The organism is Alicyclobacillus kakegawensis NBRC 103104 (assembly GCF_001552655.1).
Lineage (GTDB): Bacteria > Bacillota > Bacilli > Alicyclobacillales > Alicyclobacillaceae > Alicyclobacillus_G > Alicyclobacillus_G kakegawensis.
In genome coordinates this window covers 22917-34525 of the sequence record NZ_BCRP01000024.1, presented here as the reverse complement: position 1 = coordinate 34525, position 11609 = coordinate 22917, and the positions used below count along the sequence as shown (strand labels likewise).

Annotated in this window: 9 protein-coding genes and 2 pseudogenes; 7 read left to right on the top strand and 4 right to left on the bottom strand. The window is 54.3% G+C overall.

Annotated features, from left to right (window positions below; all coding sequences use genetic code 11):
• From AK2_RS17215 to AK2_RS16625, 4 genes are all read left to right on the top strand, one after another.
• On the top strand, positions 1-488 hold a 488-nt coding region (locus AK2_RS17215; protein WP_083521234.1), incomplete at its 5' end, for a hypothetical protein.
• A gap of 202 nt (positions 489-690) precedes the next feature.
• Positions 691-2394: a single-stranded-DNA-specific exonuclease RecJ gene (gene recJ, locus AK2_RS14065; protein WP_067935793.1), complete on the top strand. Its 1704-nt coding sequence runs from the start codon at positions 691-693 to the stop codon at positions 2392-2394.
• A gap of 229 nt (positions 2395-2623) precedes the next feature.
• Positions 2624-2731 (top strand): putative holin-like toxin, encoded by a 108-nt coding sequence (locus tag AK2_RS16630; protein WP_157076364.1) that lies wholly within the window; start codon positions 2624-2626, stop codon positions 2729-2731.
• A 251-nt stretch (positions 2732-2982) separates the two neighbouring features.
• Positions 2983-3753, top strand: a complete 771-nt coding sequence (locus AK2_RS16625) for a metal-dependent hydrolase (protein WP_083521232.1) — start codon at positions 2983-2985, stop codon at positions 3751-3753.
• Between the two features lie 184 nt (positions 3754-3937).
• Here the strand turns inward: AK2_RS16625 and AK2_RS14060 are convergent.
• From AK2_RS14060 to AK2_RS14045, 4 genes and pseudogenes are all read right to left on the bottom strand, one after another.
• A pseudogene (locus AK2_RS14060) lies at positions 3938-4321 on the bottom strand (transposase); the annotation flags it as partial.
• Between the two features lie 231 nt (positions 4322-4552).
• On the bottom strand, positions 4553-5059 hold the full coding sequence (locus AK2_RS14055; RefSeq protein ID WP_067935790.1) for a beta-class carbonic anhydrase: 507 nt from the start codon (positions 5057-5059) through the stop codon (positions 4553-4555).
• 194 nt (positions 5060-5253) lie between these two features.
• A pseudogene (locus tag AK2_RS14050) lies at positions 5254-6258 on the bottom strand (IS1595 family transposase); the annotation flags it as partial.
• A gap of 122 nt (positions 6259-6380) precedes the next feature.
• Positions 6381-6761: a hypothetical protein gene (locus AK2_RS14045; protein ID WP_157076363.1), complete on the bottom strand. Its 381-nt coding sequence runs from the start codon at positions 6759-6761 to the stop codon at positions 6381-6383.
• 114 nt (positions 6762-6875) lie between these two features.
• Between AK2_RS14045 and AK2_RS14040 the strand changes: the two genes are divergently transcribed.
• From AK2_RS14040 to AK2_RS14030, 3 genes are all read left to right on the top strand, one after another.
• Positions 6876-7328, top strand: coding sequence for a hypothetical protein (locus AK2_RS14040; protein ID WP_067935782.1), 453 nt, complete (start codon positions 6876-6878; stop codon positions 7326-7328).
• Between the two features lie 10 nt (positions 7329-7338).
• Positions 7339-10140, top strand: a complete 2802-nt coding sequence (locus tag AK2_RS14035) for a type IV secretory system conjugative DNA transfer family protein (RefSeq protein WP_067935779.1) — start codon at positions 7339-7341, stop codon at positions 10138-10140.
• Positions 10141-10272: 132 nt separating this feature from the next.
• Positions 10273-11520, top strand: coding sequence for a murein hydrolase activator EnvC family protein (locus AK2_RS14030; RefSeq protein ID WP_067935775.1), 1248 nt, complete (start codon positions 10273-10275; stop codon positions 11518-11520).
• The last annotated feature ends 89 nt before the right edge of the window (positions 11521-11609 follow it).

The window sequence follows — 11609 nt, the reverse complement described above, 5'->3', positions numbered from 1 at the left end:
TTACCTTATACGAACGCAAGTTGAAGACTGTCATGGAACGCTTCGGTGTTCCGGAAGAGGACTACGACTACAACTGGGATCGGCACGGCTGCTGGGTTCAGTTTCGGCTCAAAGGAGAGCTCTACCGATTCGAGCACAGCGTGAAGAAAGCTCAGGCCCGTGGAGTGAAGTTGCAATACGGCTCGGACGCATTCGCTCAGTTAGTGCTCTCGCTCGAAGACCTTGCCCGAATGGTCGAACGCGGAATCTACGAGCTACAGACCTGGGTAGCCGGAATGCGGTACCTACCTCCGGCCGTAGAGATTCCGAGCTTCTTCCGATACCTCGGATTCACGGAGATTCCAGCCAGGAAAGAGGATGTTCAGGAGCGTTGGCGCACCTTGGCCAAGCAAATGCACCCGGATTCTGGCGGCAGCACAGAGGACTTTGTGCGGCTGAAAACTGCCACGGAACAGGCGCTGGCCTACTTTGATGAAAGAAGCGTTTGATAGAAAGTCGGCTTTATGATTCGGTGTCTGAACTGTGGGACGGAAATGACCACAATCAGTCTTCTGATGGAATCATTCGATCCGTTCTTTCCACTATACGAACAAGCTGAGAAAGTCTTACAAGAGGCTGACGCTGTAGTCACGTGCGCCAAAAGCAATTGGACGCGGATTCCCTTTAGGCTACGGAAGGGAGTTGTTCATAATGAGTCTGAAACTAACCAGGCTACAGCGCAAGTGGATAGGCCAGAAGGCTGACCTAGACGCGGCAGCGCAACTAGCAGCTCACTTTGGTATTCATCAAGTCGTAGCTCGCATTCTTGCTACGAGACATTGCTCGCAAATCGTATCGGCAGAACGTTTCTTGTGTCCAGACCGAGCGCAACTGCTCGATCCATTGCTTATGCACCACATGAAACGAGCGGTGGCGCGTATCAAAGAAGCTGTGCGGCGCCATGAGAAGATTCTAGTGTATGGGGATTATGACGTCGATGGGACGGCGAGTGTGGCCATTCTGGTACGAGCACTGCGGTCCCTTGGCGCAGATCCGGCGTGGTTTGTTCCGTCGCGTTTCAAGGACGGATACGGGTTGCATGCAAATATAGTGCGGGCAGCTGCCAAAGACGGTGTAACCCTTATCATCACGGTAGACACCGGGATCACGGGATTTGAAGCAGCTGCCACGGCGAAAGAGCTTGGCGTGGATCTTATCATCACCGATCACCACCAGATTGGTGATATTCCAGATGCCTACGCTGTTGTGCATCCGGCGTATCCGAGGTCGATGTACTCGTTCCACAATCTTTGTGGCGCAGGTGTGGCGTTCAAGGTTGCCCAAGCTCTTCTTGGACGATTTCCGGAAGAGCTGCTTGAATTGGTCGGTCTTGCAACGATTGCGGATCAGGTGCCACTGGTGGGGGAGAACCGTGTGTTGGCACGCGAGGGTATAGCGCGCATGAACCTACGCCTTTCAGCCGGTATCACTGCGCTGATGGAAGTGGCAGGTATCAGTGAAGACGTATCCTCCACGGACGTGGCATTCCGGCTCGCACCACGTATCAACGCAGTCGGCCGACTTGCCCATGCCAAGCGGGCGGTAGAGCTATTCCTCGCAGAGGATGAACGTGAGGCACGGGCGATTGCCAAAGAACTTAATGCATACAACCAGCGTCGGCAACAAATACAAGACCAAATTGAGCAAGAAGCACTTCAACAAATCGAAGCGCACCCGAACTGGCTGGACAAGCCAGGCATAGTCGTGGCGGGACAATGGCACGAGGGTGTGATTGGCATTGTGGCCGGCCGACTCACGGAGCGTTTCCACAAGTCCACGCTCTGCATAAGTGTCGATGGCGACAAGGCAAAAGGGTCCGGCCGGGCCATTCCGAATTTCGACTTATACCGAACATTGGCGGATGTACAAGAACATATCCACGTTTTCACGCACTTCGGCGGGCATGAAGCGGCGGCCGGATTCAGTCTACATACCAAGGATCTCAATCGTCTGCAGCAATCGTTCTGGTACGCAATAGAAAGAAACTGGTTCGAGGATGTGGAGTTGGATCCACACGTTCTCTGTGACGCGCCATTAGCTATAGATGAGCTTTCGTACAAGCTGGTCGACGACCTACGGTTATTGGAGCCGTTTGGGCAAGGCAATCCAGAGCCGGTGTTCTTTGTGCGCGATGCCCAAATCGTCACCGCACAGGCAATCGGAGCCGAACGCAAGCACCTCAAAGTATGGGTTCGGGACTCTGTCGGCCGAACGTATCCAGTCCTGGCGTTTGGGTATGGAAATGAGGTAGACGAGTGGAGGACAGCGAGTCACCGTCATCTGCTCGTTAAAGTGGGAGACAACGAATGGAATGGGCAAAAAACGTTGCAGATGCAGCTAGTGGACGCAAAATAGGTAGCTCAACCGCCAATTTTCGCGGTGTTAAATGTGTATACTGCAAGTCGGGTAGGGCAGCAAGCGTGGCTGCCATCGCTGTCCGGCGAAGGCGGGGCCGGCGGCACGGACTCCTCTGTTTTTTCTTGAATCTCCTCTCCCAAAGACACGAAATCTGATAGACTTATGTCCAGGCACCTTATCCTTGGGGGTCACTCCCTGCCCGGCATACCGGGAAGGGGGTGGGGCCATGAGCGTAGCTACTGCGCTGTCGTTGATGATCCAATTCGGATCATTCATCGTGGCGCTATTGTCGCTCGTCGTGGCAGTGGTTCTTGCCATCGTAAAGCGCAAGTGACCGCCCCCATCGGTTGAGCGCCTGTGGGGCGGTCACTTGCCTAACGTTCAAGTCTGTTGGGCAGGGACAACGCTCAAGGCGTCGGTGCCCAGGAGTCGGAGGTCGCGCCCTCCGGCTCTCTTTTCATGTTTAGTTTAACACAGCGCGAATATACGTCAATGCAGACTTGGCTCTAGAAAGTCGCATCGAATTTGCGCTATCTGCCCTTCGTCAGCCTGTTATCGTATTTGTTGAAAGGGGCTGTTTGCAATATGTTTGGACGAACACACATGGCCGTTGGGGCCGTTACTTCCGTTGCAGTTGCGCCACTTATTCTGCACGCACACTGGGACACCTTACGCAACCTCGCGCAGGGCCGTGAATGGCAAGCGGCCTCCGGTGCGCTTGTTGCTCAAGCGTTGCTCGTCGTCACAGCTGTTGTCGGGAGTTTACTCCCGGATCTCGACCAGCGAAATTCGCTTGCTGCACGTAGGGTTGAGCGATTGGGGCAGGTTGTCGCGTTTGTGTTCATGGCCGCACTTCTTTTCCTCATGCATTGGCAGACGCATTTGGTCTTGTGGGCACTAGCTATAGTGGTGAGCTTCGCCCTGGGCACGAACAGCAATATCGCACGCAGGATTGGCCTTGGCATTACAGGTGCAGGACTTCTGTTTCTCGCGGTACATGGGGCGATTCCGATACTCGGGGCGATTCTGCTTGCGGTTTGGATCGTGGGTGCGATGTTCACCGAACACCGGACGTTCACGCACAGCTTGCTGGGCACGGCTTTGTTTGTCGCTGGAGCATTCACTGTGCTGAATGCTCTCAGCCAGGTGCATGGCGTCCCACTATCCGTCGCGGCGTGGGGGCTGACAGTGGGATACGTTCTGCACTTGGCGGCAGACAGCGTAGCCGGCGGCGTGCCGCTTCTGTGGCCGTGGAATGAACGTCAAGGGATACGTTTGATACGTACCGGTGGATTTATGGATTCTTTGATTGGAGTGGTTGCAGCTTGTTTGTGCATTGTCTTCGTTGTGGTTTAAGTTCGAGAAATACGCAGGTTAAAAGATGCATGTCGAATTTGGCCCAAAATGCGTCATTCAACTCGCCAAGCGTCCGGATATGCCCCGCCTCGACTTGTTCGTAGGCTTCGGGGATGAAGCTTGTGTCGAGAAACCGGAACAGGCGTTCTACTTTGCCCCACCCAGCAGGGCGGTAGGCTGTGCGATCGGTTCCGTACAGTTCCTCTGTGATTTTAGCCACCTTGCGGGTGGAGACGCCGTTCATCACCATCTCCATCAAGGCTAATACCAGGGCTTGTTCACTGCGCTGGTAGCGGGTGAACAGTTCCGTGGAGAACTGGCCGTTCCGAACCCGAGGCACACGTAGGACCAGTCGGCCGACACGGGTTGTCAGGGTATGGGGGAGTGTGCCGTTTCGGTAACCTTGGCGTGCTTCGGTGCGTTCATATGGAGCGGCCTTCAATTGTTCGGTAACCTGAGACTGCAGGATCTGGTTAAGCACCTGCTCTACCAACTTGGCCACACCGCCATCCTGCTGAAAGAGACCTTTCAAAATCTGGTCGTCCACGGTATTCTGATACTGAGCCATTTGCTCTTCCTCCCCTGTAGTGTGGTCTTGCCAATCTCACATTCTACCAGGGGGGCGAATGGCTCATTTTACATATCCAAGAGCACGAGCCTTTTTACACAGCATACCGGACACTACTAGGCGTAGTACACTGGGGTCCATAAATAAAGGCACTCCCCGCATGGTTAGAGAGTGTTGTTCAGGTTGGCGGTCTCGATTCCTCATAGCTTTGTCTAAAGGAAAATGCTCGTTTTACGTGAGTCGAGTGATTTTACCCGTGTGGACGTCGTAGATCGCGCCATAGATGGGAACATCCTTCGGAATCAGGGGGGAATCGCGAAGTACCTTGATGTCGTCACGGACGCTCTGCTCTAAATCACCGAATGGCAAAAAGTCTATTTTTGAAGCGGCTGTGGCAGAATCCGGGCCAAGACGCTGAGAAACCTTATCGTAAAGATCCTCATTTTTGAACGTCAGCATCCCGCAATCCGTGTGGTGAAGCACAAGGATTTCATTGGTCCCCAGCAGCTGTTCAGAAATCACGAGCGAGCGAATCGTATCCTCTGTCACGCGGCCCCCTGCATTTCGAATCACATGAATGTCCCCCAGTTCCGCACCCAGGGCTTGCAGGGGGTCAATTCTAGCATCCATGCAGGTGAGTACAGCGATTTTCTTCGTCGGGGGAATGGGCAATTCACCCTGGGAAAACCGTTCTGCGTACGCCTGATTCGCTTCCAGTAGCTTTTCCACTTGGGACATGTGAGCAGCCTCCTCGTTTAATGGACATAAAACCTATTTGTTTAATATATTTTGTGTATTTTCGTTCGGCTTGTCAACATCTCGTCAGAGGACAGCAACAGCATATTCATACCGGCCCTTTCAATCGTCTTCCATGTGTAGCAACGTTTTATATTTGGATAAGATACGGAAAATGGGAAAGGCCGCAAGGCCGCTTTCAACACGTGAACAGGCGTCTTTATCGGCTTACGACACGCCTGAATCAGCAGAATCCGTCGTTGCTGGGCTTTCCCCATCCCTTTATGCATCTCCAGGAATCGGAACCAGAACAGATAATTGCCTAAATATCTCGTCGCTACACCATTGAATCGTTCCATCCAGCTCTTCAACCTTCGATGGTAGGCGTTCACGTGCTGAATATGGTATATGCCCTTCTTCGTACGAATGCCTTTGTTGGCGTTCAGTCGATAATGCACCAGACCTTTCATTTGAGCGAATTTCTTATAGCTTGTGACCGAGTCCGTGCAAAGTGTCACGGTAGGAGAAATATACTGTCCCAGGACGTTGTTTATGTCAATCGCTGTGGGCCGGCCTCTTCCTGCAACCTGCGATACGATGCCGCCATTGCAGTCCAAGGCTACCAGTACACAAATCTGTTCGTGGCTAATCCCTTTGTACTGCGACTTTCCCCCACGTCTACGGGCCTGCCGGTGAGGAATGTGCTTCTTGCCTTTCATGGATTCCAGGAAGAACGTCTCATCAGATTCCACGATGCCCGAGAGCATATCAGAGCCCAGCGCTCGGATTGCATTCAGGATCTTATGCCGCCAATAGAAAGCGGTACTGACATGGATACCGAGCTTCTTCGGAATCTTGGGGAGGGAGAGCCCCTCCACCATGCACTCAAAGTAGCGTTGCCACAGCTCCGGATAGTGCGTACCAGCGATGGGGCTGGCGGTCAAGTAATTGAAGCTCTTACCGAATCCACGACACAAGTATCGCTGACGGGACCGATACTTTCCGTTGCACTTCACAGACCGACTATGGCAATGAGGACAGGTGATGGCTTGCGCAAACCGAGCTTCCCGGAGTTCGCCCACTAAGGCTGCGAGTGGTTGCGGGGTGTCCGGAAACAGAGCGCTTCGAATGGCCCGAAAGAGCTCCAGTTTTTGTTCGTGGTCGAGGTTCTCGAAGTCCTGGAAAACTGTCCGCCAATCCACATGAGAACCTCCTATCTCGCCTCTACGAGGCTACAATAGCAGGATGCCCATAAAAGAAACAAAAATTACAAAAGAGACTTTTTAATAGAAATTGTGTATCGGTGATTTACAACCAACGTTTTTTACCTGTATATTTCGTGTCCGCGCTGAATGATTCCTTCCCACGTTCGAGCAAGTTGTCGCTCACTTCGGCAGACCGGGCAGATGTCAGGTTGCATCGGCTCTGCTGCTTCAATCCAGAAGGGGTGGCCGTTTCTACAGACAAATCCCTTGAGCCATACCCGTTCCTCCCGCATGATTCGCTCCCACATCGCTTTCTTGAGTGGTTCGGGTGGATTGAGTCGATTCGAGAGATACTCCTTCATCGCCAAGACCAGAACCTGTGTCATGGGCCGGTTCTCCCGTTCGGCCAATAGACCTAGCATCTCCCGCTCTTCCTCGGTGAGGTACACCGTAAGTCGATGTGTCCGTTTTTCCTCGTCGCGTTTAGGTGGACGTGGCAATGGATACTCACTTCTTTCAAACGGTTATTTACCTGTATGATACGTCAACTTGCATCAAAATTGCATTTTCCGAGCTGAAGTCCACCTCAAAATGGACGTCGGAGGTGGGGCGTGATGGATATTCAAGAATTGGTCGAGTCGGTAGCCAAGCGAGTCCAGCAACAGGTGGAAGCGGACGCCTGGGACGCTCTGATGGAAAAGAGATTTTCCGGATTGTGCGAGGAGCTTTTCAACCAGATCGAACTTATCACCCATACAGTTGAGGAAAAACTGGCGTCGTATCCGGTGGAAAGCGTGGCCAAGGTCTGGGAGATCAGACGGGCGGATGGAGAGCTACACATTCGGTTTGGAGAGCGAGAACTGCACTTTGTTCCGGTGGGGAAGATGGCTACCCTGCCGGGAGATCGCTGGACCATGCAGATCACTCGGCGCGGGGAGGAACTGGTGGGGCGTTACTTTGTTCAACATGACGAGCGTACCAACATGCTTTACTTTGCCACGGCGGTAGAACCAGTGGGGCAATATCATCTGCTGGATTTGTTGGGTCGGGAGCTTATCGGGGACTGAGGGTGCGGACATGTCAAGTCCTTTGCCTTTTCCGCACCTGTCGTTTTCGTTGCAACCTTTTGTGTCACACCCGCTGCTTCTGTTGGTGCCCGCCCTGTTGATTCTACTGTTTGCTAGTTCCGCCTGGCGCGCCGGTAGGTGGCTGTTTCTGGCGGGACTATTGGGTGCGGCTGGGTACGGGATGTATGCCTTGTACCAAGGCGTCAATGACGTTATGGCAAAACACCCTCACCAAACGTGGGTGGTTATGCCGATGATGGATTCGCACCATCACGAATCGGCTCTACCGGTTCTGCCGGTGCATGGCCCTAACTATGGGCTGGTCGCAGTGTTGTTGGTCGTGGCTCTTATTGTACTGCTTGTTTGGGGCATGGTACGTGCCTCGGGTTATTCGTTCGGATACGCCTTAAACCGTCTGTGGGTCTCGCTCACGCAGCCCATTACGAAAGGCGGCGGTCGGGAAGACACCTATACCTTTCCGGATGTGACCATCGGGACGGTCATCGGCGAGGCGGAGCCTGGATTGCCGGACGCCGGGAAGGGTGCGGGTAAAAGAGTGGTCATTGGCGCGAAGGACCGGTTTCTCAACATGGGCATTATCGGCCCGATTGGTTCCGGCAAGACCTTCATGACGATGAAGCCGATGATCTATCAAGACCTCGAGGCCCTGGCCCGCGGGGTCATGGCTAATGTGGTCTGGATCTCGCCCCAGCCAGAACCAAGCATCGAGAGCTACGCAGAGAAGCTCGGCCTTACGGTGCGGCGGATCCACATCATTGATGGTCAGGTGGGAGAGGGAAAAACCACGAACATCCGGTTCAATCCTTTGGCTGGCAACGACATTGACGCGATCATCAACAACGTCAATGTGGTGCTGAACGAACAGACCGGCGATCGTGCCAAGGGAGAGGCGTTCTTCGACATTATGGCTGCTCAAGCGACGACGGATTCGCTGCAGCTGTACAAGTTCCTGCACGGCTTTGACGACGAGGGTAACCCGGTAGAGATCGACATGATCGGGTGGTATGACCGGTATCTCGTACAGATGGACGAGTTGTTCACGGAGGCGACGAGGGTTCAAATGGTTGCGGATCACGAGGCCCAGGGCGCGCTGGATCAGCCTCTGCCGGAACCACGGGCCGAATGGATCCGAACCGTGGTTTGGCCCAAGCTTACCGAACCCCAGCGAGTGATGTTACGCCGTGCAGCCGCCAGCATCATCAACGAGTTTGGCGGAAGTCTCACCGGCAAGAACGCGGAAGCGTACAAGAACATCATCCGGGGCCTCCGCGGAAAGGTTCGTGTGCTCATCTCCAGTCAGTACGTGCAGGAACTGTTGGGTACGGAAGTGGCGGCCTCGGCGGGACGGCCGAATTTTGACTTCGAGACCTGGATCGACCCGCCAGAGTGGGCCAGGCCGAAAGCCGAAGACCTGAAGGCCTGGAAACAAGGTGCCCCGCATGGCCGTAAAGGTGAGCTGCTTTCTGTCATCACCGGACAAACGGAAACCGGCAAGCTGGTGGGGCGCATGGTGCTGGTGTTCTTACAACAGGCGGTGTTGAACCGGCCTGGCAAGGATAACGACAAACCGCCAGTGTACACCTACGTGGACGAGTATCCATCGTATGCCACCCGGTCCATCAATGAGATTCGTACTCAAGGCCGCAAACACTGCCACTCGATGGTCATGGCTATGCAGTCGAGGGCACAAATGGAGCAAGTCGGGAAAGGTTACCTAGAGACAATGGAGGGGTCAACGCGCCACTGGGTGTATCTCTCGAACCTGGGCGCGGATGATGCCCAGGCCGTCTCCAAGTTATGCGGACGGATCAAACGGATTAAGACCAACACCTCTACCCGGCAGATCCGCATGGGGGGACTCGGCCGGGACCGGGGCGAACCTTTGGTCACCAAAACGGAACAAGAAGAGTGGGTAGACCGTTTTTCGCCCCATTTTATCCGCTACGGTCTCACGGAAAACGAAGTGATCTACATCGGCGTCAAGGAGCGGAAAGGCCAAAATCCGGTGCGCATGCGGATCACCGAGCCCGGAGAGAACCGCTCCCTCATGAAACAAGTCGCTGGCGGGACAGTGAAAAAATCCGTTCGGCAGCGACGCCCCAGGCCCGTGTCCGTATATCCCAAGGCTGACACGGTTGCGCGGGTCAAGTGGCCGTTGCTGACCTTGGGGAACCAGACCTTATACGTGTATCGGTGGGGGGTGTCATTGGGCAGGGACGTATATGCACCACGGAAGACGCGGGTGGATCACGCTAGGACGATAGACGTGGACCCACCTGGATTGCCGGGCGGGGAGAAAGTCCAAAAAGACTCGCTTGGGCACCACCCCGATGACACGAGGACGAACACCCATCCCGACGACGCGGAGCGGACAAACACACCGGCGGCAGAAAAGCCCAACGCATATGTTCGCCCCCAGCTCCGAATCCGCACGGACAGCTTGAGCTCAAAGTCCGTCTTCCGACAGGAACCAGGGCGCGCAAAGACATCGTCTCAACAGAGAACGCAGACCCGTGAATTCACCCGGCCACGTCTCACTCTGCGCCGTGAACAAGATTACTCCGAAAAGCTTCAACCTGCGCGCGTGGAGATCCCGTGGCAGGAACGAGAGCAATTGACCCGCCAATCCTTGCGCCGCTCCACGCAGGGTGCACCACCACGCCACGTCAAGGTGGGGGAGATCGACCCACATACCCACTGTCCATTGGACGGGGAACCCATGCAGCTGCGCATGTCGGGAAACCGCAAGGTGTGGGTCTGTACGGCCTGCGGGCACCGGGTGCGCGCCTAGCTGATCAAGTCCCCAAGCGGGCAAATCCACGCTCGTAAGGACAGGTTGTACCATGCCACAAGCACAATCAGAAACCTACAAGCGCAATGGAATTCCTATTGCAAAAATGACAAGCTAAAGGGGGAAGTTGAAGTGACCAGAGAAACTGCCGGGTCGAGTATGTTGCTAAAACTTGCTGCAGCTACAACTGCCGCGTGCCTACTGACCGGCAGCCTCGGTACAGAAGTGCACGCCAGTACGCTGAGTAAAAAGCAACAAGAGATGGTCCACCTGCAAAAGGTCGCCCATGAAAACGCGAAGAAACTCGCTCAAGAACGCAAGCAAGTGGAGCGTCTGAAGCAGCAAGTTCGCAAAACGCGCCAGGAGGTCTCTCAGCTCTCTCAACAAATCGACCAGAATCAATCGGACATCAAAACATTGCAGGAAAAAGTGGCACAGTTGTATGAACAGATGGCACGTACCCAGGACGAGTTGACGCACGCCCGAGAGAACGTCGCCTCCATGCTGCGGGCGACCTACGAATACGGCAATGTCCCTCTCATCGAGGTTCTCTTCGATGCGAGCAGTTGGTCCGATTTACTCAGCCGGATCCAAACCATTTCCGCAGTAACGGAGCAGGAACATAAGTCAGTTGTGGAAATACAGGCACTACAGCGGCAACTGCGAGCGGATGAAGCCCAGCAGCAGCAGAATGTCAATGCGTTGGTCCGAAAAGGGTGGAACTTGCTTCAAATGAAACAAGCTCAACTTCAACTCGAGCAGCGGCAGCAGAAGTCCTTGGTGCTAGCGAGTCGTGGAATCGCGTCGCTGGTGTCCAAGCAAAAACAGCTACAGGATGGGCTCAATCTGACAAACAGCCAGATTCAGCAGCTTGAAGCGCAAACCGAAGAGCAAGAACGAATCCTTGCTATACAGTTGGATGTCGGAGAACACGTGGTTCCCAAGAATCTTCGTTATCAGAATCTGCCCATTGATAAACTCTATGCCTATGTACGGCAGCAGGGATCCACATTCACCCGTAGCGACATTGCCACCATCTGTGCGGCTGCTCGGCGATACGATGTCAATCCGGCATTGCTCATCGCAATCACGGGTCAAGAGCAGGCGTTCGTTCCACCTGGCCCGGACGCCGACCTGATCCGCAATAATCCGTTCAATGTCTTCTACAGCTGGCAGGTGTACAACACGAATTTGGCGGATGCGGCCAATATCGCCGCTGACACTGTCCGGCACAAGCTGTCTGTGCCACCCCCGAAGGGAGAAGACGCCATTCTCTGGATCAACGATCCTCGAAATCCGTGGGGGATCTATGCTACAGATCCCCATTGGGCATTCGGGGTCAAGCGGTTCTTCAACGACATTATGGCGTATGTGCAATGATCTTGAGCGGGTTTTTCCACAAGTCAACATCGCCCGCTCATCCTCTATTTTCTTCTTGAACTGTACGTTCCAATATTCCTACTTCCCTT